16 protein-coding genes are annotated in these 22,978 nt (G+C 72.5%); 11 read left to right on the forward strand and 5 right to left on the reverse strand.

The features are described from left to right. Positions 1–8: 8 nt before the first annotated feature. From ABZX61_RS02515 to ABZX61_RS02525, 3 genes are all read left to right on the forward strand, one after another. Complete coding sequence (locus tag ABZX61_RS02515) at positions 9–2,801, forward strand: BTAD domain-containing putative transcriptional regulator (protein ID WP_355190884.1); 2,793 nt, start codon at positions 9–11, stop codon at positions 2,799–2,801. Positions 2,802–2,874: 73 nt separating this feature from the next. Further along, positions 2,875–3,459: a hypothetical protein gene (locus ABZX61_RS02520; protein WP_355190886.1), complete on the forward strand. Its 585-nt coding sequence runs from the start codon at positions 2,875–2,877 to the stop codon at positions 3,457–3,459. Then, entirely contained in the window at positions 3,443–3,985 is a 543-nt protein-coding gene (locus ABZX61_RS02525) for an OmpA family protein (protein WP_355190888.1), read from the forward strand. The genes ABZX61_RS02520 and ABZX61_RS02525 overlap by 17 nt, the downstream gene beginning before the upstream one ends. A gap of 76 nt (positions 3,986–4,061) precedes the next feature. Here the strand turns inward: ABZX61_RS02525 and ABZX61_RS02530 are convergent, their stop codons facing one another. Together ABZX61_RS02530 and ABZX61_RS02535 are read right to left on the reverse strand one after the other, a co-directional pair. After that, positions 4,062–5,132: a trypsin-like peptidase domain-containing protein gene (locus ABZX61_RS02530; protein WP_355190889.1), complete on the reverse strand. Its 1,071-nt coding sequence runs from the start codon at positions 5,130–5,132 to the stop codon at positions 4,062–4,064. 18 nt (positions 5,133–5,150) lie between these two features. Further along, positions 5,151–6,581 (reverse strand): AMP-binding protein, encoded by a 1,431-nt coding sequence (locus ABZX61_RS02535; RefSeq protein ID WP_355190891.1) that lies wholly within the window; start codon positions 6,579–6,581, stop codon positions 5,151–5,153. Positions 6,582–6,661: 80 nt separating this feature from the next. On the opposite strand from ABZX61_RS02535, the gene ABZX61_RS02540 reads away from it, so the two are divergent. Further along, positions 6,662–7,723, forward strand: a complete 1,062-nt coding sequence (locus ABZX61_RS02540) for a hypothetical protein (RefSeq protein WP_355190893.1) — start codon at positions 6,662–6,664, stop codon at positions 7,721–7,723. Between the two features lie 62 nt (positions 7,724–7,785). After that, complete coding sequence (locus ABZX61_RS02545; RefSeq protein WP_355190895.1) at positions 7,786–9,963, forward strand: acyl-CoA dehydrogenase; 2,178 nt, start codon at positions 7,786–7,788, stop codon at positions 9,961–9,963. 3 nt (positions 9,964–9,966) lie between these two features. Here ABZX61_RS02545 and ABZX61_RS02550 read toward each other — a convergent pair whose 3' ends face one another. Continuing rightward, entirely contained in the window at positions 9,967–11,829 is a 1,863-nt protein-coding gene (locus tag ABZX61_RS02550) for a hypothetical protein (RefSeq protein WP_355190897.1), read from the reverse strand. A 154-nt stretch (positions 11,830–11,983) separates the two neighbouring features. Between ABZX61_RS02550 and ABZX61_RS02555 the strand changes: the two genes are divergently transcribed. From ABZX61_RS02555 to ABZX61_RS02575, 5 genes are all read left to right on the forward strand, one after another. Next, positions 11,984–13,576, forward strand: a complete 1,593-nt coding sequence (locus ABZX61_RS02555) for a hypothetical protein (protein WP_355190899.1) — start codon at positions 11,984–11,986, stop codon at positions 13,574–13,576. 103 nt (positions 13,577–13,679) lie between these two features. After that, positions 13,680–13,814, forward strand: a complete 135-nt coding sequence (locus tag ABZX61_RS02560) for a hypothetical protein (protein ID WP_318787313.1) — start codon at positions 13,680–13,682, stop codon at positions 13,812–13,814. An 8-nt stretch (positions 13,815–13,822) separates the two neighbouring features. Beyond that, a complete protein-coding gene (locus ABZX61_RS02565) occupies positions 13,823–14,620 on the forward strand; it encodes a glycosyltransferase (protein ID WP_350728475.1) in 798 nt (265 codons plus the stop codon). Further along, complete coding sequence (locus ABZX61_RS02570) at positions 14,617–15,747, forward strand: glycosyltransferase family 4 protein (protein WP_355190902.1); 1,131 nt, start codon at positions 14,617–14,619, stop codon at positions 15,745–15,747. Before ABZX61_RS02565 ends, ABZX61_RS02570 begins: the two co-directional genes overlap by 4 nt. Next, positions 15,744–19,799, forward strand: a complete 4,056-nt coding sequence (locus tag ABZX61_RS02575; protein WP_355190904.1) for an alpha-(1->3)-arabinofuranosyltransferase family protein — start codon at positions 15,744–15,746, stop codon at positions 19,797–19,799. The genes ABZX61_RS02570 and ABZX61_RS02575 overlap by 4 nt, the downstream gene beginning before the upstream one ends. Here the strand turns inward: ABZX61_RS02575 and ABZX61_RS02580 are convergent. Next, entirely contained in the window at positions 19,726–20,895 is a 1,170-nt protein-coding gene (locus ABZX61_RS02580; RefSeq protein ID WP_355190906.1) for an acyltransferase, read from the reverse strand. The genes ABZX61_RS02575 and ABZX61_RS02580 overlap by 74 nt on opposite strands. After that, positions 20,892–21,611, reverse strand: a complete 720-nt coding sequence (locus ABZX61_RS02585) for a class I SAM-dependent methyltransferase (protein WP_355190908.1) — start codon at positions 21,609–21,611, stop codon at positions 20,892–20,894. Before ABZX61_RS02585 ends, ABZX61_RS02580 begins: the two co-directional genes overlap by 4 nt. A 302-nt stretch (positions 21,612–21,913) precedes the next feature. Between ABZX61_RS02585 and ABZX61_RS02590 the strand changes: the two genes are divergently transcribed. Next, on the forward strand, positions 21,914–22,855 hold the full coding sequence (locus ABZX61_RS02590; RefSeq protein ID WP_355190910.1) for a DUF3068 domain-containing protein: 942 nt from the start codon (positions 21,914–21,916) through the stop codon (positions 22,853–22,855). The last annotated feature ends 123 nt before the right edge of the window (positions 22,856–22,978 follow it).

Consider the following 22,978-nt stretch of genomic DNA (forward strand, 5'->3'; position numbering starts at 1 on the left):
AGAGGTGCGTGAGCGTGCGCTTCGGCGTGCTCGGTCCGTTGCGGATCGAGTCCGGTCAGGTGCCGGGACCGGCCAAGCACCGCACGTTGCTGGCCGCGCTGCTGCTGTCGGCCCGTGAGACGGTGCCGGTCGAGCGGCTGATGTCCGTGGTGTGGGACGACCGGCCGCCGGCCTCGGCGGGGTCGGTGCTCCGGGTGTACGTCAGCGCGCTGCGCAAGCTCGTGGACGGCATCCGTACGGTGCCGGGCGGCTACCTGATCGACGTCGAGCGGGACGACGTCGACTGCCACCGGTTCGAGCGGCTGGTCGGCGGGGCGCGGCAGGCCCGGGCGGCGGGCCGGGTGGCGGAGGCGGCCGACGGCTTCAGGGCGGCCTTGGCGCTGTGGCGGGGGCAGGCGCTGGCCGACGTCGAGTCGTCCCTGTTGCGCCGGACGCACGCCGTACCGCTGGAGGAGCTGCGCCTGACCGCGCTGGAGGAGCGGGTGGAGCTGGACCTGCGGCTGGGCCGGGGTGCGGAGGTGATCGGGGAGCTGCGGGCGCTGGTCGGGGCGCATCCGCTGCGCGAACGCGCCTGGGTGCGTCTCATCGAAGCCCTCCACCAGGCGGGACGCCGGTCGGAGGCGCTCGGGGCCTACCAGGACGCGCGCCGGACGCTGGTGGACGAGCTGGGCCTGGAGCCGGGCGCGGAGCTGGCCGACGCTCACCGGCGGGTCCTGGCCGGCGAGGACCGCCCCGCGGCACCGGCCGGTGGCGACCGCGGCCCGGTCGACGAGCTGCCACCCGACATTTCCGATTTTGTCGGCCGATCGCCCGTACTCGATTGGATCGTCCGGACGGCCCGCGAGCACGCGTCGGCCCCCGTGCACCTCGTCCTGCACGGCCCGCCCGGCTGCGGGAAGTCGGCCGTCGCGGTGCACGCCGCCACCGGCCTCGAACGCCCGGCCGGCCGGCTCTACGCCTCGCTGGGCGCGCGCCCACCCGGCGCCGTGCTGGAGGACCTGCTGCGTTCGCTGGGCTGCCCGGACGGCGCGGTCCCGCCGGCGCCGGACGAGCGGGTGCGGCTCTACCGGAGCATGACGGCCCGCAAGCGGCTGCTCGTCGTGCTGGACGACGCCGCCGACGAGGCCCAGGTGCGCCCGTTGCTGCCGACCGGGCCCGGCAGCCTCACCCTGGTGACGAGCCGGTCGCCGCTGGCCGGGCTGGAGGCGGCGCGGGCGTACGAGATGGGGGTGCTCGACGGGGACGAGGCGGTGGCGATGCTCGGCGAGGTGGCCGGGCACGAACGGGTGCGGGCCGAGCCCGAGGCCGCCCTGCGCATCGTACGGCTCTGCGGCCACCTGCCCCTGGCCCTGCGCATCGCCGGCTCCCGGCTGGCCAGGAAGCCGGGCTGGACGCTCGACCACCTGGCGGGCCGCCTGGGGGACGAGCGGCGCAGGCTCGACGAGCTCAGCGCGGGCGACCTCGCCGTGCGGGGCAGCCTCGCGCTCGGCTACCGGGGCCTGGCCGACCCGGAACGGCGGCTGCTGCGCGGGCTCGGCGCGCTGTCGGCGCCCGACTTCGCGTCGTGGGTGTTCGGCACGGACCTGGAGCCGCTGGCGGAGGCCGGGCTGCTGCAGTCGCGCGGCCTGGACGAGGCAGGTCAGGAGCGCTACGGCTGGCACGACCTGACCAGGCTCTACGCAGCCGAACGCCTCGCCGGGGAGGAAGGCGGCCCGGAACGCGTGCTGGCCGTCATCGCGGGCGCGATCCTCGAACGGACCCGGCAGGCCAGAGCCTCCCTCCTGCCCGCCGAGCCCGGCACCGGCCGCACCGAGGTCCACCTGCCCGGCGCAGAGCGGCTGGAGACCGGGTGGCTGCGGCACGAGGCGCGCTGGCTGAGCGCCGAGCGCCGCTTCCTGGTGGCGACCGTCGGGGACTTCTCCCGGGTGGGCCTGTACGAGGCCGCCTGGCGGCTGGCCTTCTACCTCACCCCGCTGTTCGAGCTGGGCGCGCACCACGACGACTGGCACGCCACCACGGCGAGCGGGCTGGACGCGGCCAGGGCGGCGGGCCACCGGCACGGCGAGGCGCTCCTGCTGCGCGGCCTGGCCGATCTGCACCGGGCCGAAGGGCGCACGGAGTCGGCGGCCGCGGCGCTGCGGGCGGCCCAGCCGCTGGTGGAAGGGCTGGAGCTGGCCAGGGTCACGCTCCGGCTCGGGCTGGTCCAGGCCCGTCCGGCGGAGGCCGAGCAGGCGTTCGTACGGGCCCTGCGGGTCTTCGAGGAGGCGGGCGACCGGCGCGGGCGGGCCGATGCCTTACGGGCGCTGGGCGCGTCGCGCCGGGACGAGGGCCGGCTCAACGAGAGCCTGAGCGCGTACCAGGACCTCGGCGACCCGCGTGGCGAGGCGGAGGCGCTGCTGGACCTGGGCAGGCTGCACCTGGGCGGGGGCAGGCTCGCCGAGGCCCGCGGGTGCGTGGAACGGCGGCTGCGGATCAACCGCCGCCTGGGCGATCGGCTGCCCGAGGCGGGGGCGCTGCTCGTACTGGCTGAGATCGCCAGGGCGGAAGGCACGCCAGGGGCCGCGGCCGGCTCCGCGAGGGAGGCGCTGGAGACGTTCGTCGCCTACGGGGACCGGCGGGGCGCCGCGCAGGCCCTGATGGCGCTCGCCCGGGCCGCGGTGGACCTCGACGACATTGACGGAGCGGTTGAGGCGCTTACGCGTGCTATGGGAGAGTTTGACCGCCTCAGTGACGAGCAGGGCAGAGCCGAGGCCGACCGGCTCGCGCAGGAGGCCCGTAGACGGCGTGGTCGGCGGATATAGCGGACTATGCGGATCCTGAACGCCGCCTCCCTACGGTGAGGGCCACATCCCCGACAACGAAGGTGATCTCAGAATGCGAAAGACGATCGCGCTGGCTGTCGCGGCCGTCGCGCTGGCCGGTTGCGGTGCGCTCCCGGGGCGGCAGGCCGGCGGTGGCGGCGAGGAGAAGCAGCCCCAGACCGTCGCGGAAACCACCACCGAACCCCCGGCCACGGCCGAAGTGACAGAGGCGCCCCCGCAGGAGACCAGGGCGATCGCCAGCCGCGAGGCCGACGTGTCCGCCGGCGGGCAGCACGGCAAGGCCCGCGCCGACATCCTCGGGCTCAAGCGCCAGGGCAGGACGCTCAGCCTCAACTGGTCGATCACCGCGCTCGACGGCAAGGTCAACGTCCACAACGGCCTGGGTACGGCCACGCTCGACTTCACGGTGTCGGCCGTCTCCCTCATCGACCCGGTGAACGCCAAGCGCTACCGCGTGGCCCGCAACGGCACCGGCCAGGACGCGAAGTGCGTCTGCTCCGGCACCCAGGGCCAGTTCCTGGAGAAGGGACAGACGTCCACGCTGTACGCGGTCTTCGCGGCGCCTCCGGCGGATGTCACGAAGATCAACATTGAGATGCCCATGATCGGCGTGCTCACCGATGTTCCGATCTCTTAGCGTCGCCCTGGCCCTCGTCCTGTCGCCCACCCCGGCGCCCGGCGCGCCGTCCGACGCCGTGGGGGCGGTGGAGGACCTGGTGCTGCCCGTCGAGGACATCATCGGCGAGGTCGAGTCGCTGGACGGCACCGAGACCGAGACCAAGCAGGGGCGCCAGGTGACGGTCTCGCTCACCAGCGACGTGCTGTTCGCGCTGGACAAGTGGCAGCTGACCGCGAAGGCGAGGCAGCGGCTGCGGGAGGTGGCCGCGAAGGTGAACGCCGACGGGGCGGGCGGGGCGGTCAGGATCGAGGGGCACACGGACGATCAGGGGAGCGACTCGTACAACCTCGCGCTGTCGCGGCGGCGGGCGCAGGCGGTGGAGACGGCCATGCGCGGGCTGCTCACGGGGGCGGGGGCGAGTCTGGAGGCGCGGGGGTACGGCGAGAGCCGGCCGCGGCGGCCCAACGTGGTGGGCGGGAAGCCGGTCGAGAAGAACCGGGCGCAGAATCGGCGGGTCGAGATCGTCTTCACCGCCAAGCAGTGACCCTGCGGGCCCCTTTGAGGCGCCGTACTTCGGCTGGGGTGGCGGCGCTCCCCGCACGCGTGCCGTGGGTGGGGTGTCAGTCGGTTCGGAGCTGGCTCAGGGTGACGGTGACCGTGCCCGTGGTGCCGTCGGAGTGTTGCACCCCGACCTTGGCCTGGTCGCCGGGCCTGAGGGTGGCGAGGGCCTCCGCGAGGGACGCCATCGTCGGCGTGTTCCGGCCGTTGATCGAGACGATCACGTCACCGGCCGCGATCCCCGCCTTGTCCGCCCCGCTGCCCGGCTCGACCCGGATGACGCCCACGCCGATCTCCTGCCCGTCCGTGCTGATCACCGTGCTGCCCTGGATGCCGAGCGCGGCCCGGTGGCTGTTGGTGACCTTGCCGTACCTGACGATCTGGGTGGCGATGTCCCTGGCGGTGTTGCTCGGGATTGCGAACCCGATGCCCGGCGCCGCGCCCCCGCCCAGTTCGGGGTCGGTGGCCGCGAGCGTGGGGATGCCGATCACGTTGCCCGACAGGTCCACAAGTGCTCCGCCGCTGTTGCCCGGGTTGATGGCGGCCGAGGTCTGGATGGCGCCGGCGATCGTGGCCCCGGGGGAGCCCGCCTCCTGAGGTTCGGAGACGGTACGGCCGAGAGCCGAGACGATCCCGTTCGTCACGCTGCCCGACAGGCCCAGCGGGTTGCCCATGGCGAGCACGATCTGCCCGACCCGCAGCTTGGACGAGTCCCCGAACCGCGCGGGCCGCAGCCCGTTCGGGTTGTCCACCTTGATCACCGCCAGGTCGCCCGCGTTGAAGGACCTGACCAGTTTGGCCGAGCGCGCCGGGCCGCCGGTGGCGATCGTGACCTCCATCTTGCCGGCCTGGCCGACGACGTGAGCGTTGGTGATGATGTGTCCCGCGGTGTCGAGCACGATGCCGGACCCGAGCCCGACCTTGGTGGTGATCTGGACGATGGACGGCAGGACGTCGGCGATGACGTCCTCGTACGCCGACTCCAGCGAGTGCAGCGACGGCGGTGCGGGAGAGGCCGTCGGCGAGCTGTACGGGGTCTCGGTCGACGGCGTCGCGCCGGACGTGGGGGGAGGAGCGCAGCCCGCTAGCAGCAGCACGAAAGCGGTGGCCAGTCCCGCGGCGATCCTCCTCATGGGAGGACTGTTCCCAGCTCAGCCCGAAAGATACGCTTCCCGCACGTTGCGCCTGCTCAGCTTGCCGGTCGGCGTGCGCGGCAGCGACTCCTGGTACTCGATCAGCCGGGGATGCTTGAGCCTGGCCAGCCGGGGCGCGCAGTGCCGCAGCAGCTCCGCCGTGAGCTCGTCCCCGGCCACCGCGCCGGCCGCCGGCTGCACGAGCGCGACGACCTTGTGCCCCCACTCCGGGTCCGGTACGCCGATCACGGCCACGTCCGCCACGGCGGGGTGTTCGAGCAGCGCCGCCTCGATCTCGGCCGGGTAGATGTTGACCCCGCCGGAGATGATCAGGTCGGTCCGCCGGTCCAGCAGGAACAGATAGCCGTCGTCGTCGAGGTAGCCGATGTCCCCGGGCGTGTACGCCTGGCCGCGCATCGCCGCCGCCGTCTTGTCCGGGTCGCGGTGGTACTCGAACCGGTTGATCCCGCCGATGTAGACCAGCCCCGGCGAGCCCGGCCCCACCTCCTGGCCGTCCTCCCCGACGATCGTGAACGACATCCCGTCCAGCGCCCTGCCGACCGTGCCCGGCCTGGCCAGCCACTCCTGCGAGGACACCATGGTCGCCACGGCCGCCTCGGTGGACCCGTAGTACTCCCACAGCACGGGCCCGAGCCAGTCGATCATCGCCTGCTTGGTGGCCGGCGGGCACGGGGCCGCCCCGTGGTAGAGGTGGGTGAGGGACGCCAGGTCGTACGACTCCCGATCAGGCACCCCCAGCAGCCGATGGAACATCGTGGGCACCATGAACGCGTTCGTCACCCGATGCCGCTCGATCAGCCGCAGCGCCTCGACGGCCTCGAACCGCTCCGGCGCCACGATCGCGTGCCCGAACTGCAGCGCCATCATGGCCTGCCCGTACGGCGCCGAGTGGTAGAGCTGCGAGCACACCAAATGCACCCCGCCGAACGGCAGCCCGAAGTGGTGCCAGCTCTTGCGGACGAGGATCGGGTACAGCTCCTCCGGCGTCAGGTCCAGCAGCCGCCGACGTACCCCTTTGGGTCGTCCCGTCGTCCCGGAAGTGTAGAGCATCATGGACCCGGCCCGCCGGTGCGGCGGCGCGGTGGCGGGCTGCCTGTCGGCGAGCTCGGCGACCGAGCGGGCGTCCGGCGAGACCACCAGCCCGGCCCCGCAGTCGGCCACGATGTAGTCGATCTCCTCGGCGGTGAAATGCCAGTTGACGGGCACGAGGTAGGCGCCGGTCTGGTACGTCGCGAGCATCATGGTGAGGGCGTCGAGCCCGTTCTTCAGCACGGTGACGACGCGGTCGCCGGGGGCGACTCCACGTGCCGTCAGGCCGTTGGAGACCTGGTTCACCCGGGCGAGAAGTTCACCGTAGGTGGCGCCGGTGTCACCGAGGAGCGCGGGACGTTCAGGGTTATGGGCTGCGATCTCGTAAAAACCCCTCATGTTCGCAGACCTTACAGAATTAGATTCTGCAGGGGTATTGGAGGAATTATCCAGCTCTCTTGTGACGTAACCTCATGGCCATGGCGGACGTCGGCGACAAGAGACCTTCATACGATTCACCCACCACTCCGTTCCGCAAGGTCGTCCTGCCTGCCGAGGAGACGGTCCAGATCCCCCGCCCGCCGGCGGCGGGTCCATCCGTCCCTCTCAGGCCCCCGGCGGGCGGCCCGCCGGTGCAGCAGACCCCTCCCCAGCAGGCGCCTCTCCCGCAGCCTCCTGCCCAGCGAGGCGGTCCCGGCCCGCTCCCCGGCCCGCTCCCGCGGCCTCCGGTGCAGCAGCAGTCGCTGTATCCGCCCCCGTCCCCGCCCCTGCCCATCCCCAAGCCGCCGAGGCGCGGCATCGGCGACATTCCGATCAAGGTCGTCTATCTCCTCGGTGCGATCCTTGTCACCGTCCTCGCCGTGTTCCTGATCTTCGTGGTCTTCTCCGGTGACGTGCCCACCAACAAGTCGGCCGAGCAGGCGGCCACCGTCGCCCCCGTGCCGAGCTCCGGCGCCCCTTCGGCGTCGGCCGCCCCGACCCCCACCGAGAGCCCGATCGTGCTGCCGCCGGTGCCGAAGAGCAAGGCGTACCCGACCCTGGCGGGCACCGCGGCCGTGGTCACCGGCATCATCAGCGACAAGAACGCCGGGATCAGCTACCCCAGGCTGGCCACACCGTGGAAGGCCAAGTCGTTCCCGCCGTTCTCCATCGCGCAGCGCATCGGCAAGGTGGCCGTCCCGCACACGGTGGTCGCCTCGGCCATGTTCCCGGGTGACTCGCCCACGACGAAGCCCTCCAAGGACGCCGACTACCGCGAGCTGGCCACCCAGGCCGCCCGCTGGTCGCTCCGCACGCAGTACCCCGCGGGCGCCACGCTCGCCTGGACCGCCTCCCTGAAGGTCCCGGTCGGCAAGGGCTGGACGCTCGGCTACCAGGTCACCTACACCTTCAACGGCAAGCAGCAGGTCGCCCAGGCCATGGTGACGATCGTCGAGGTGGGCAGGACCAAGCCCGCGATGCTCCTGGCCTCCATCCCCGAGCCGAACAAGAAGCGCTGGGCGGACATCAACACCCTCGTCCAACGGGTTCGACCGCTCTAGGCCAGAAGCATCCTCTAGAATATGGTTCTAGGTATGGGTCGGACCTGGCATGGAGGATGAGCATGGCGATCGGGTTGAGCGAGGAGCACGAGGCGCTCCGTGAGTCGGTGAGCGGCTGGGCCGAGCGGAACATCCCGTCCGAGCTGCTGCGCGCCGGGACAGAGGGGCGTCCGTCGTTCTGGGCGGGCCTCGCCGAGCAGGGGCTGCTCGGCCTGCACGTGCCCGAGGAGTACGGCGGCTCCGGCTATGGGCTGCTGGAGACGGCCGTGGCCGTCGAGGCGCTGGCCGAGCGCATGGCCCCGGGTCCCTACCTGCCGACCGTGCTGGCCAGTGCGGTGATCAACGCCTCCAAGCGCCCCGAGCACCTCGAGTCGTTCGCCGACGGCACCCTCACCGGCGCCGTCGCCCTGACCGGCTCGCTGACCGGCACCCGCACCGAGGACGGCTCCCTGCTCGTCTCCGGCACGGCCGACCCCGTGCTCGGCGGCTCGCTGGCCGACGCGCTCGTGCTGCCGGTCGCCACGGACGACGGCGAGGAGTGGATCCTCGTCGACGCCTCCGCCGTCACCGTCACCGAGGTCAAGTCGCTGGACCTGACCAGGCCGGTGGCCAAGGTGGAGCTGTCGGAGCTGGTGGTCCCCGCCGAGGGCATCCTGGGCGGCGTCCAGCGCCCCGACGTGCTGAACCTCGCCGCGATCCTGCTCGGCGCCGAGGCCGCGGGCCTGGCCTCGTGGTGCGTCACCGCCGCCGCCGAATACGCCAAGGTGCGCGTGCAGTTCGGCCGCCCGATCGGCCAGTTCCAGGGCATCAAGCACAAGCTCTCCCGCATGCTGGTCGCGCTGGAGCAGGCGCGCGCAACCGTTTGGGACGCCACCAGGGCGGACGGCAAGGAGCTGGAGTACGCGGCCGCCATCGCGGGCGTGATGGCCCCCGACGCCGCCGTCCAGTGCGCCAAGGACGCCATCCAGACCTTCGGCGGCATCGGCTACACCTTCGAGCACGACGCCCACCTCTACTACCGCCGCGCGCTCACCCTGCGCGCCCTGCTCGGCTCCTCGTCGGAGTGGGCGGCCAAGGTGACCGGGCTGGCCCTGGCGGGCGTCGCCCGCGAGATGCAGATCGACCTGCCCGAGGACGCCGAGGAGCTGCGCGAGTCGATCCGGGCCGAGATCGCGGAGATCGCCCGGCTGGAGGGCAAGGAGCAGAAGCGGGCCCTGGCCGACCGCGGCTTCGTCATGCCGCACCTGGCCCGGCCGTGGGGCCGCGACGCCAAGCCGCTGGAGCAGGTGCTGATCGCCCAGGAGCTCAAGGCCGCCAAGGTCAAGCTGCCCGCGATGATCATCGGCGCGTGGGTGGTGCCGTCCGTCGCCGCGTACGGGACCCGGGAGCAGCAGGAGCGCTTCCTGCCCAGGACGCTCAGCGGCGAGACGATCTGGTGCCAGCTGTTCTCCGAGCCCGGCGCCGGGTCCGACCTGGCCTCGCTGCAGATGAAGGCGGAGCAGGTCGAGGGCGGCTGGAAGCTGACCGGGCAGAAGATCTGGACCTCCGTCGCCCACGTGGCCGAGTGGGGCATCTGCATCGCCCGCAACTCCAGCGAGGGCTCCAAGCACCAGGGCATCACGTACTTCCTGGTGGACATGAAGGCCCCGGGCGTCACGGTCCGGCCGCTGACCGAGATGACCGGCGAGAACCTGTTCAACGAGGTCTTCCTCGACGACGTCTTCGTCCCCGACGACCTGGTCGTGGGCGAGGTCGGCGACGGCTGGAAGGTCGCCCGCAACACGCTCTCGAACGAGCGCGTCTCGCTGTCGTCCGGCTCCGGCGGCACCGGCGCGTCCGTACCCGACCTGCTGGGCCTGATCGGCCGCCTCGGTCGCGAGCTGACGCCGGCCGAGGCGCAGCAGGTGGCCGCGGTGGTCTGCGAGGGCCACTCGATCAACGCGCTGTCGCTGCGGGTCACGCTCAAGCAGCTCGCCGGGGCCGAGCCGGGCGCGGACGCGTCCGTACGCAAGCTGCTGTCCACCTCCCACGCCCAGCACGTCTCCGAGACGGCGGTGGACCTGCTGGGTGCGGCGGCGGTCGTGGGGGCCGACATGAAGCTCGGCGACGCGGGCTACTGGAACCGCGCGGTGCTCGCCACCAGGGCGATGACCATCTACGGCGGCACCACGGAGGTGCAGCTCAACATCATCGGCGAGCGCATGCTGGGCCTGCCCAGGGACCCCGAGCCCGGCAAGTGAGCGTCATCCCCCCACGGGCTGCGGGGGGACGGCGGTGGCGTTCACGGCCGGTCTGGGGATGCCGACCCTGATCTCGCCGACGCAGGCGGACCGGCCGTCCAGGGTGCGCAGGACCAGGTCGGTCCCGCCGCCCTCGACGGCCGCGTACGTCGAGCCCAGGTCCTTGCCCGCGGGCACCCGCGTCTCGGACCCGCCGAGCCGCACGGACAGCGTGGTCTCCACCGGGTTCAGGTAGCCGATCTGGGCCGTCCACGTGCCCTTGGGCAGGGACAGGGGAAGGCGGAAGCGGACCCCCGCGGGGCCCACCCGCGTGCAGGGGGACCGCCCGGGGACGACGGCGCCCTCGATGGACACCGGGCGCAGGCGGCCCTGGTCGTCGAACATGAGCGGGCCGCTGACCGGCCCGTTCAGCCGGCCGGTCCAGGTGACCGGGTGCGTGGCGATGGGGCCGAGCACCTTGGACGTCAGCGCGTACCGGTAGAAGAACGTGGCCACGACCACCTTGGCGGGCACGTACGCGTCCACGATGACGGAGCCGGGCGGCGTGCGCTTGAGCGCCACCCGTGCCGTCTCCACGTAGCTCTTGACGTGCTGCCCGAGGGGCAGGCGGCCGTAGGCCGTCACCGACCAGATCGAGCCCGCCGCGACGACGGCGGTCAGCGGCACCCACACCAGCCTCAGCCGGGGCGCGGGGCGCAGCCAGGGCCGCTCCTCGTCCCGCAGCGGGATGAACGCCAGGCCGATCACCAGGGCCAGCACCATGGACGTGGAGGAGACGTAGCGCAGCTCGTAGCCGCCCAGGTCGGGGCCGAGCTGCTCGATGCGTCCGATCAGCACCGGCACCACGTCGGCGAGCAGCACGTAGCCGAGCAGGACCAGCCAGGCCAGCCAGGCGCGCCTGCGGTAGCGGATCGACACCGCCACGGCCACGACCGCCAGCCCGAGCGCGGCCCAGGCCGGCGCGGGCGGCGTGGCGGCGATGGCGTAGTCGTCCCCGATGGGCAGCCACTTCCACGGCCCGCCGAACGCGCCGGGCACCAGCGAGCCCCACAGCAGCGTCCAGGCGAACCTGGCCGCGACCGACAGGCTCGGCAGGCTCGGCTGCACGGTGTCGTCCGTGAGCTGCACGGAGGTGAAGAGCTGCCGGAAGAAGATCACCGCGTAGACCGCGACCACCCCGGCGTACAGCACCCAGGCCGGCCACTGCCGGGGCCGGCGCAGCCACCCCACGCTCAGCGCGAGCGCGAGCACCAGGATGAACGGCGCCTTCACGAAGAAGGCCATGCCGGCCGCCGTCCACGCCGCGGCGGCCAGCGCGTGCCCGAAGCGGCCGGTCCGCGCATAGTGCACGTGCGAGCTCAGCGCCATCGGCAGCGCGATCTGGAACGGCAGCGTCTCGATCAGCACCGCCCACCACGACAGCGACGAGATCGTCATCGGGGTCAGCAGGTAGAACGCGAGCGGCACCAGGATGGCCGGGCGCGGCCCGAACAGCAGCCGCAGCAGCCGGAGGAGCGCCAGCCCCGCGGCGCCGAGCAACGTCATCGCCACGGCGTGGGCCAGCACGTCGTTGTAGACCCCCAGCCGGCCCAGCGCCCACTGGATCGCGAACGGCCCCGGCACGAGGTGGCCGTAGTCCACCCGCATGAGGTAGTCCCAGGTCAGGCCATGCTCCAGGCCGCGGGCGATGAAGGTGAAGTCGTCCTGCCTGAAGTAGGAGCGCCGTACCAGGTCGAACTTCCAGACCAGCTGGACGGCCACCATGACCAGCCCGGCGGCCAGCACGGCGTCGCCCCGCGTCCACGGGCGACCCTCGGCGCCGCGCGTCCGCGGGCGGCTCTCGGCCGTCGTCTCGCTCGTCGTCACCGGTCCCTCTGGCCCCGTCGCTCGCGTGGATCGGTCCCGCGCAGCTCCCCTGCGCGGCGTCGTGTCACCGAGAGAGCACCTGGATCTGCGGAAAGACTAACAATCGGGGGACATGCCGGGAATGTCTGTGGCTGGGTTGTGATGTCATAGCGGGATGCCGCAGACCAGGAGGGCCGGAGCAGCCTGCGCGCTGCTCGGACTCGTCCTGGGCGCTCTCGCACTGGGCCCCGGGCTGGGGTGGGGGTTCGTCCTCGTCCAGGACATGGTGTTCGTGCCGGAGCCGCGTTTCTCGCGCTTCACCTTCGGGCTGGCCGGCGGGGCGCCGCGGGTCGTGCCGAGCGACGCCGTCGTGACCGCGGTGGCCTCGGTGGTTCCCGCGGAGCTGGTGCAGAAGGCGGTCCTGCTGGGAGTGTTCGCGCTGGGCTGCGCGGGGGCGGGGCTGCTGGTCCCGTCGGCCGTGCTGGGGCCCCGGCTGGTCGCGGGGACGTTCTACGTCTGGAACCCGTACGTCGCCGAGCGGCTGCTGATGGGGCAGTGGGCGCTGCTCCTGGGGTACGCCGGGCTGCCGTGGGTGGTGCGGGCGGCGTGCGCGCGCCGCCGCGTGGCCGTGGCGATGGTGCCGGCCGCGGTGGGCGGGTTCGCCGCGATGGCCGTCACCGCGATCACCGTCATCCCCTCGGCCTGGTACGCCCGGAGCGCGACCGTCGAGCACAGACGCCGGGTGGCGGACACCGTGCTGGCGGCGAGTCTCGTCCTGGCGTTCAGCCTGCCCTGGCTGCTGCCCGCGCTGGCCCGGCCGGAGGCGCTGAACGGGGACGGCGTTGGCGTGGACGCGTTCGCCGCGCGGGCGGACGGCCCCTTCGGCGCGGTGGTGAGCCTGCTGTCGCTCGGCGGGATCTGGAACGCCGGCGCGGTGCCCGCCGGGTACGACGCACCGGTCGCCGCCCTGGCCAGGCTCGTGCTGGTGCTCGCCGGGATCGCGGCTGTGGCGCGCGCCCGGGACCTGCCCGGCCGGGCGGGGCTCGCCGTGGCGTCGGCCGCCGGGTTCGCGATCGCCTGCCTCGGCGTCACCGCCGCCGGCCGGGCGGCGCTCAGGTGGCTGGTGGAGCTGTGGGGCGGGTTCGGGGTGCTGCGTGACGCGCAGCAGTTCCTGGCGCCGCTCGCGCTGCTGGCCGCCGTGGGGCTCGGCCTGCTCGCCGCGCGGGCCGCCGCCGAGGGCGGGCGCCTGGTGCCGTACGGGGTGTCGCTCCTGGTGCTGGCGCCGGTGGCGGTGCTGCCGACGCTGGCCTGGGGGGCGTTCGGCCGGCTGGAGGCGGTGGAGTATCCGCGCGGCTGGTACGAGGCCAGGGCGGCGATCCTGGCGGACGGGGCGCCGGGGGACGTCCTGGTGCTACCGTTCGAGTCTTATCGCCGGTTCCCGTGGAACGGTGGGCAGGCGGTGCTCGACCCGGCCCAGCGCTTCTTCGCCGCGCCGGGGCGCGATGTGGTGGCCGACGACTCGGTGCGGGTGGGCAGCATGGTCGTCGCGGCCGAGGACCACCGGGTGCGCGAGGTGGAACGCGTACTAGATGGATCTTCGCCAGACCTGGCCGCAGCGGGCTTCCGGTACGTCGTGGTGGACGCGGGGACGGCCGAGGAGCGTGCCGGGTTCGCCCGGTGGACCGAGGGGGCCACCCTGGTCGTCGATCGGCCTGAGCTGCGGTTGTACAGAATTCAAGCGTCTACCGGGAACGATCATCCTACTTGATCGGCGACTTTGTGAAAATTCAGTCTAGCTACTAGCGAGTAAGGAGAATTGGTTCTAAGTTGGGTGCGCCCGGGTCATTGCCGCCTCAAAGGAGGAATTCCCGGTGATAAAGATCCTCTTAGCAGCGATCATTGGCGTCGCCCTGGCCGCACTGGTGGCGACCGTCACGACCGTGTCACTCACCGGTGCCACGGCGACACCGGTCAACCGGCCGCTCTACAACTACGGCGACCGGTAACACGGGCCATGCCGCCCTCCCGTCGAGGGAACGAGAGGACGAGCCGACCGACACTGCTTGAGATCATCGTTCCCGCGTACAACGAGGAACGGCGACTTCCTGGGGGGCTCCTGCAGCTGTGCGCGAAGCTTGCCCGCCTTCCGTTCCCGACAGCCGTCATCGTCGTGGACAACGCCAGCACCGACCGCACCGCGGAGATCGTCAGTACCTGGCCGCAGGAGCCGGTCCCCGTACGCCTCGCGCAGTGCCCCACGCCCGGCAAGGGCGCGGCGGTGCGCGCCGGGCTGCTGGAGACCACCGCGCCCTTCGTCGGCTTCTGTGACGCCGACATGGCCACCGACCTGCGGGCCGTCGAGCGCGCCTTCGGGCTGCTGCTCTCCGGCGAGCGCATCGTCATCGGCTCGCGCGCGCATCCCCTGGCCGAGGTGGAGCACCGGCACAGCCCGATCCGCGAGCTGGGCGCGTTCGGATTCCGAGCGCTGGCCAGAGTGCTGGTGCCCGGGGTGAGCGACACGCAGTGCGGGTTCAAGTTCTTCGACGGGCTGCTCGCCCGCGAGATGGCGGCCCGGCTGCGGACCGACGGCTTCGCCTTCGACGTCGAGCTGCTCGCGCGCTGCGTCGCGGACGGCGCCTCGGTCCTGGAGATCCCGGTGACGTGGCATGACATGCCGGGCTCGCGGTTCTCCCCGGCCCGGCACAGCCTGGGCATAGTGCTGGAGCTCTGCCGGATCTGGGCGCGGCTGCGCGCGGAGTCGCGCGGCGCGCTCAGGGTGAAGCAACCGCTGGACTCCCTCGGATATCCGTGAACATCGCCATCGTCAACTGGCGCGACCCGTGGCATCCGGCCGCGGGGGGCGCCGAGGTCTACGCCTGGGAGCTGGCCCGGCGCTTCGCGGCCGACGGGGACCGGGTGTGGTTCGTCACGGCCCGCGCCCCCGGGCAGGCCCGCGAGGAGACCGTCGAAGGGGTGCGGCTGGTCCGCATGGGCGGGCCGTTCACGGTCTACCCCCTGGTGCTGCTCTGGATGTCGGTCCGGCGCGACCGCTTCGACGTGGTCCTCGACTGCCAGAACGGCATCCCGTTCTTCACGCCGCTGGTCGTGGGGCGGCGTACCAGGGTGTTGTGCGTGGTGCACCACGTGCACGACCGGCAGTTCGACGTGCACCTGCCGTGGTGGCTGGCCGCGCTCGGCCGGTTCCTGGAGGGGCCGGTGTCGCGGTGGGCGTACCGGGGGCGCGAGTGCGTGGCCGTCTCGCCGTCGACCGTGCGCGCCATGCGGGAGCGGCTCGGCTGGCGCGGGCCCATCCACCTGGTCCCGAACGGGGTGCCCGGCCGGCTGCGCGCGCCGCGCGCGAGCGCCGCGCGGAGCCGGCGGCCGCGGCTCGTGTGCGTCGGCAGGCTCGTCGCGCACAAGCGGGTGGAGCTGCTGCTGGAGGCCGTGCCCGAGCTCAGGAAGCGCTGGCCGGACCTGGTCGTGGACGTCGTCGGCAGAGGGCCGGAGGAGGCGCGGCTGCGCGCCGCGGCGCCCGAGGGCGTCGTCATGCACGGCTATCTGACCGAGGAGGAGAAGGAGCGGCTGGTGTCCGCAGCCTGGCTGCAGGTCAACACCTCTCAAGGCGAGGGATGGGGGCTGTGCGTGCTGGAGGCGGCCGCGTTGGGGGTGCCGACGGTGGCGTACGACGTGGACGGGCTGCGGGACGCGGTGCGGCCCGGCGAGACCGGCTGGCTGCTGCCCGAGGGCGGGGACCTGGCCAAGGGCATCACCGCGGCCCTCGACGAGCTCACGGTGACCCCTGACACCTATAGCGCGAAATGTCGGGAATGGGCGGCTCAGTTCTCCTGGGACCGCAGCGCCGAGCGGCTCTCCGCCCTCGTCCGCCGTCCCCCCGGCGCTCCCGCCACCCCTGTCGTCCTTGAGTGGGAGGAACGGTGACCGAGCGGGCCAGGCATCGGCTCTGGCTGGCGATCTGCTGCCTCGGCTTCGCCGTGCTGTCGTTCACCACCAAGCCCGGCAGCATCATCTCCGACACCAAGCTCGACCTCGCGCTCAACCCGATCGGCTGGCTGGAGCGCGTCGCCCACCTGTGGGACCTCCAGCACTTCGGGCAGCTCCAGAACCAGGCCGCCGGTTACGTGTTCCCGATGGGGCCGTTCTTCGCGCTCGGCGAGCTGGCCGGGCTGGACGCCTGGGTGACCCAGCGGCTCTGGCTGACGGCGCTGCTCTGCCTGGCGTTCCTGGGCGTGGAGCGGCTGGTCAGGCAGCTCGGCATCGGCGGGCCCGGCACCGCGATCGCCGCCGCGCTGGCGTACGCGCTGGCACCGCGCACCCTGTCGATCCTCGGCGAGATCTCGATCGAGTGGCTGCCCGCGGCGATGCTGCCGTGGATCCTGATCCCGCTGCTCACCGCCGCGGAGACGGGCCAGCGCGCCCGCGGCGCGATCAGGTCCGGGCTGGCCGTGGCGCTGTGCGGCGGCGTGAACGCGGTGGCGGTGCTGGCCGTGCTGGTCGCCCCCGTCGTCTACATCCTCACCCGGCCGCGCCCGGTGCCCCGCTGGCGGCTGCTCGCCTGGTGGACCGGCACCGTGTCGGTGGCCACGCTGTTCTGGTGGCTGCCCCTGCTGCTGGTGGGCCGCTACGCGTTCTCCTTCCTGCCGTACACCGAGACCGCCTCCACCACCACGCAGGTCACCTCGCTGACGAACGTGCTGCGCGGCGCCTCCGACTGGGTGCGCTACCTGACCGTCAACGGCGTCGCCACGCAGCCGCCCGGGTACGAGATCGCCACCGCGGCCGCCATGGTCCTGGTCACGGGCCTGCTCGCCGCGCTCGGCCTGGCCGGGCTGGCCCGGCGCGACCTGCCCGCCAAGGGGTTCGTCGTCACCCTGTTCCTGATCGGCACGGCGGCGCTGGTCGCCGGGCACATGAGCGCGCTGGAGCCGGTCGTCGCCGAGCCCGTGCGCTGGCTGCTCGACGGGCCGCTCGCGCCGCTGCGCAACCTGCGCAAGTTCGACCCCCTCGTCCGGCTGCCGCTGGCGCTCGGCCTGGCCCACCTGCTGGCCCACGTGACGGCCCGGGCGCGGCTGCCGATCCGGTCGGTGGCCGTGGCGACGCTCGCCGCGCTGGTGCTGCCGGTGTTCAACCAGGGCCTGGCCCCGCCCGGCGAGTTCAAGGAGGTGCCGCTCTACTGGCGGCAGGCCGCGACGTGGCTCAACCAGAACGCCGGTGACGACGGGGTGCTCGTCGTGCCCGGTTCCAAGTTCGGCGAGTACCTGTGGGGCCGGCCCATGGACGACCCCCTGCAGCCGCTGTCCGCCGTCCGCTGGACCGCCCGGCAGGTCACGGCGGCCGGCTCCGTGGGCATGACCAGGCTGCTCGACGCCATCGACCAGCGGCTCACCGCGGGCCACGGCTCGGCGGGGCTGACCGAGGTGCTGCGCAGGATGGGCGTGCACTACCTGCTCGTCAGGAACGACCTGATGCGGGCCAACCTGCAGGGAGCCTGGCCGTCACGCGTCTACGAGGCGCTGCGCGAGTCGCCCGGCATCACCAAGGTCACCTCGTTCGGCGGCGAGGTGGGCGACACCGGCACCGACGACGCCATCGAGTCGGTGGACTGGCCCTTCCCGGCGCTGGAGCTGTACAAGGTGTCGGAGAGCACCGACATGGTCAGCGTGGAGCCCGCCGCGGACGCGCTGGAGGTGCGCGGCGGCCCGGACTCGCTGCTGACGATGGGCGACCTCGGCCTGCTCGGCGAGGGCCCGGCGCTGGTGAACGGCGACGGGGCCGACTCCGGCCTGCCCACCGTGGTCAGCGACGGGCTGCGGCTGCGCGAGCGGCAGTTCGGCGAGATCAGGTCCAACTGGTCACCCACCCTGACCGCGGACCGGCGCGACGACTTCACCGGCGTCAAGGAGCTCGACCTGCTGGAGGACGGCTGGCTGGAGGAGACGGCCACCGCCGAGTACGACGGCATCGCCGACGTCACGGCCTCCTCCTCGGTCGCCGACGCCGACGCCGTGCCCGGCCTCAGCACCCCCGGCCGCGGCCCCTGGGCCGCGCTGGACGGCGACCTGGACACCGGCTGGGAGAGCGGCGGCTGGAAGCGGCCGGAGAACGAATGGCTCCGGATCGACCTCCGCCAGCCCCGGGAGATCCCCCGGCTGCGAGTGACCTTCACCAACAACCTGCTGATCAGCCAGTCGGTCAGGAAGGTGGCCGTGGAGACCGAGAGCGGCCGGCTGGTGCAGGACGTGGCCAGGACCAACGACGCTCAAACGCTCCGCGTCCCCGCCGGGCCGACGGCCTGGGTGCGGATCAGGGTGCTGGGCACGTACAACGCGGAGTGGAGCTTCGTGCAGCGGGTCGGCATCACCGAGGTCGCGATCCCCGGGGTCCTGCCCGGCCGCACCATCAGGATGCCGGGCCGGGACGGGGACGTCTTCGTCATGGACCGCGGGCTGGACGAGCGGCCGCGCTGCATGCGCAACTGGGCCCGCTGGGTGTGCAACCCGCTGCTGGTCAGGTCGGGGGAGGAGGGCGCCGGGTTCGACCGGACGTTCACCTCGGACTCCGGCCGGAAGACCACCCTGCGGGGCTCGGCGGTGCTGCGGGACGTCGCACTCGTCGACCGGTTCACCCGGCTGAGCGGCGACCTGACCACGGTGACCGGTTCGTCGGCGATGAGCAAGGACGCGGTGGTCGCGCCGAGGTCGGCGTTCGACGCCGACTCCGCCACCACGTGGGTGCCCTCGCCGGAGGACGCCGAGCCGACGCTCACGCTGGGCTGGAAGGGCCGGCGGACCGTCTCGCAGATCCAGGTCGCCCGCCCCGGCGGCGACCGGCAGGCGCTCGACGTGGTCGTGACCGGTGCCAAGGGCGAGGTCCGCGGCGGCCGGGTGGACGCCGGCGGGACGCTGCGGTTCAAGCCGCTCACCACGACGCGGCTGAAGCTGCGCTTCTACCCGGCCTCGCGCCGGCTCCAGGTCACCGAGCTGGTGATCCCCGGCGTCAGCCCGGCGAGCCGGCCGGCCGGGCCGGCGTTCCGGCTGGCCTGCGGGCTGGGCCCGACCCTCCAGGTGAACGGCGCGGCCGTGCAGACCAAGGTCACCGGCGTCTATGCCGACCTGCTGGAGGGGCGGCCCGTGCAGATCACCGCGTGCGGCCAGGTCACGCTGCGGGCGGGGGACAACCGGGTGCGGGCGGCCGGCTGGGAGCCGTTCGCGGTGGAGAACCTCGCGATCGGCGCGTTCCCGCCCCGGCGCAAGGCCGTGGAGAGCTCCGCCGCCCGCGGCGCCTGGTCCTCCGTCGAGCGCGAGGTACGGGTGAGCGCGCCGGAGGACTCCTTCCTCGTGGTCAACGAGAACTTCAACGCCGGCTGGCGGGCCGAACTGGACGGCCGGCAACTGCGCCCGATCCGGATCGACGGGTGGAAGCAGGGCTGGCAGCTGCCCGCGGGCACCGCGGGGACGGTGCGGCTGACGTACGAGCCCGACCAGCCCTACCGGCTCGCGCTCGGGCTGGGCCTGGCCGGGATCGCGCTGCTCGCGCTCCTCTCCCTGGTGATGCACGGACCCCGCCCCGAGCACGTCAAGGAGACCGCCGCCGCGGCGGAGTCGCGGCTGTCGCGCTGGCGCGTGCCCTACGTCGTGGTGCTGGGCCTGGCGTTCGGCGGCTGGGTGGCGAACTGGCCCGGCATGCTCGTGGCGCTCGCCGCCGTCGTGGCCACCCTCTGGCTGCGGGTACGCCGGCCGCACACGCACTGGGCGACGGCGGGCCTGTTCGGCGCGGCGACGGTGGCGCTGGCCGCCGGGGTGTTCCTGCGCAACCGGGGTGTCGACGTCGATCCGCTGCTCGACCAGGTGCCGCAGCTCCTGTCGTGCGCGGCGGTGGGGTCGCTGTTCGGCCAGCTCGTCACGGCGCCGGAGCCGACACCGGAGCCTGAGGTTCCGGCCGAGCAGGAGGTGCTGACCGCCACCGGCGGCTGAGCCGAAGCGCGTTCTCCTCGACGAGGTGGTAGCTCACGGCGCTCACCAGCAGCGAGCCGACGAGCGTGGGCACCGCCACGCCCACGAAGTCGCCGCTGAACACCGGGCGGCCGGTGAGCTTGTAGAAGAGCGTGATCACCGGCGCGTGCCACAGGAAGAAGCTGTACGAGATGCGCCCCAGATAGGCGGTCACCGGGTTGCCCAGCACCCGGTGCGGCAGCGTGTCGCGCCGGGAGGCCAGCGCGAACGGGGCCACCAGCAGCACCGCCACCGCCGTCTCCAGGAGCATCCGCCACAGCGACTGCGACAGGCTGGGCAGCGTGAGGGTGCGCGGCCCGGCAAGCTCCGTGCTCAGCACCGCGAACGCCAGCAGCGCCAGCACCAGGAGCTGCGGCGCCAGCGCGTCCACCACCTCGCGCCGCTTGATCCACACCGACAGCACGGCCATCGCCATGCCGGCGGCGAAGAAGATCAGGTGGTTCGGCAGCCACAGCGCCAGCTCCGGCTGGTCGAGCACGTGCGAGACGACCACGCCGGCCAGCGAGATCACCGGGAGCACCGCGATGCCGCCGAGCAGCCGGAGAGGCCGGTTGCCGCCGCGCGCCCACCGGTGCAGGAGCCAGGCGAGCACCGGCAGGACCAGGTAGAAGGCCATCTCGATGGGCATCGTCCACATCTGGTAGAGCCCGTCGGGCGCCCGCCCCTGCTCGAAGTAGTTCTGCAGCAGGAACAGCCACTTGAGCCAGCCCGTCCAGTCGAGCTGCCCCCAGGCCCAGAGCGCCACCGCGGTGACCAGCCAGTAGGCGGGCAGCACGCGCATCGCCCGCCGCCACAGGTAGCGGCCCACCCGCGGCGACGGCGCGTCCTCCAGCACGGCACGGGCCCACGGCCGGTAGAGCAGCAGCCCGGACAGCAGGAAGAAGATCGGCACGGCGATGCCGAGCCGGGACGTCATCCAGGCGAACATGCCCTCCTGGTAGATCATCCCGGTGTTGCCGCCCACGTGCAGGACCCAGACGCCGAGCGCGGCCAGGGCCCGGATGCCGTCGAGCGCGGCGTCCCGCCCGGTGGCGGGGCCCTCCGCGGCGGCCGTCACCCGAGTTTCCTGAGCACCAGGACGAGGTTCCACGTGACGAACTCCCGGACGACGGGGACCTTGACCAGCGGACGGCACCACCACGGCAGGTAGCGCGGGAAGGCGTCGACCAGCTCGACGTCCCGCGCGGACCGCGCCCAGCGCAGGCCGTGCGCGACGGAGACGGGGAAGAGCGAGCGCCCGTAGCGGTTCTTGGGCTGCCTGCCGTGCACCCGCGCGTACCGGCGGGCGGCGTGCTCGCCGCCCAGATAGTGCCAGGGCGAGGTCTCGTGCCCGCCCCACGGGGAGAGCCAGTTCGTGTACGCGAGGAAGATCACCCCGCCCTCGCGGGTGACCCGGGCCATCTCGGCCGCCATCCGCCACGGGTCCGGAACGTGCTCCAGCACGTTGGACGAGAAGCACACGTCGACCGACCCGTCGGCGAGCGGCAGCTCCAGGGCGCTGCCCAGCACGCCGGAGCCCGGTGCGCCCTGGCCGGTCAGCTCTCCCGCATCGACGTCCACACACACGCACCGGGCGCCGGCCCGCCTGAAGGCGTCGGCGAAGTATCCGGGGCCGCCGCCCACGTCGAGCACGGTGGCGCCGGCCAGGGACACGCGGTCCGCGAGCTGGGCGGCGGTGTCGGTGGCGAGGGTGGTGTAGTACGCGTCCGGCTTGGCCTGCTCTGTCCTGAACGCGCGGAACAGCCGGATGGACCTGGCCAGATCGGCACGCATGCCCACGACTCCGTCCCGTCGAGAAGACACCCAGAATAGAACGCGTTCCGATGCCTGGGTACAGGCAATCGCCGGGGGCGTCAAGAGAGCGGTCGTCGGACAGGGTATGTTCGGTGCACCGACGGTCCTTCGTAGAACATGTTCCGATTTGTTACTCGGATGTGGCTGTGAAGACGTCTCGCCGGATGCTACTTTCCAGTAACGATCATGTTACGTACATCACACGCGCGACTTGAAGTCCGGGGGGCGGGGCGCTGAGTATGTAACCGGTTCTCGCACCTTCGACGCCAGGAGGATCTTGAATGCAGCGCACACCTGTACTCGTTCTCGTCGCCGTTGGTGCGTTTCTGGTGGTCCTCGCAGGAATGGTGAAATTCTGGGCGGCGGACCGGGTCATCTCCGCGCCGGCGGGCCAGTACAGCACCGTCGAGCTCGAGGCCCCGTCGTCCCAGTACTTCTCCGTCGCCGACGGGAAGGTGCTGACCGCGAACCTCAAGATGCTGGTCACCACCCGCGGCGACGTCTCGCAGGCCACCGACTCCCGCGTCGTCTGGGACGAGTTCACCGTGGTGGACGACGTCACCAACAACAAGCCGCAGATCAACATCTCCGAGCGGCGCAGCGCCTTCGACCGGCACACCGGCGTGGGCGTCAACTGCTGCGGGGTGAGCGTCAACAAGGAGCCCGTGGCCCTGGAGGGGCAGATCTACCTGTTCCCCTTCGGCGTGGAGAAGAAGACCTACAAGTACTTCAACCAGACGGCCAAGCACGCCTTCGACGCGACGTTCGTCAGCGAGGACACCGTGGACGGGCTGCCCGTCTACAAGTTCCAGCTGAAGGTGCCGCCGACCAAGATCGCGACGTTGAGCGCCCCCGCCTCGATGATGGGGATGACGGGGACCGGTGACGTCCAGGTCGACCGCTGGTACGAGGGCGTGGACACGTACTGGGTGGAGCCCACCAGCGGCGCGCCGGTCAAGCAGGAAGTGAGCAGGAACGAGACGCTCAAGAGCCAGGACGGCGTCGAGCGGGCCAAGGCCCTGGTCGCCACCGCCTCCTTCACTCCGAAGACCGTCTCCAACCTGGTGGCCACGGCCAGGGACGCCAAGAACCAGATCACCCTGGTGAAGACCACGATCCCCATCGCGCTGCTGGCGTCGGGCCTGCTCGCGTTCGGCGCCGCGCTGGTGGTCGCCCGCCGCCGCACGCCGCGCGCCGTTGTCAAGGAGCCGGTCGACGCGTAATTGCTGGAACAGGTTGCAGTTCGGCCCGGCTTGCGCGAGCAGCCCGGCCGAACTCGTGACTAGAGCAAAGGTTCTAGGGTAGAACGCGTTGCAGTTCGCTGGTTTCGCGGCTTATGGTCGGCT

Origin of the sequence: Nonomuraea sp. NPDC003709 (assembly GCF_040610775.1) — a bacterium.
GTDB classification, from domain to species: domain Bacteria; phylum Actinomycetota; class Actinomycetes; order Streptosporangiales; family Streptosporangiaceae; genus Nonomuraea; species Nonomuraea angiospora_A.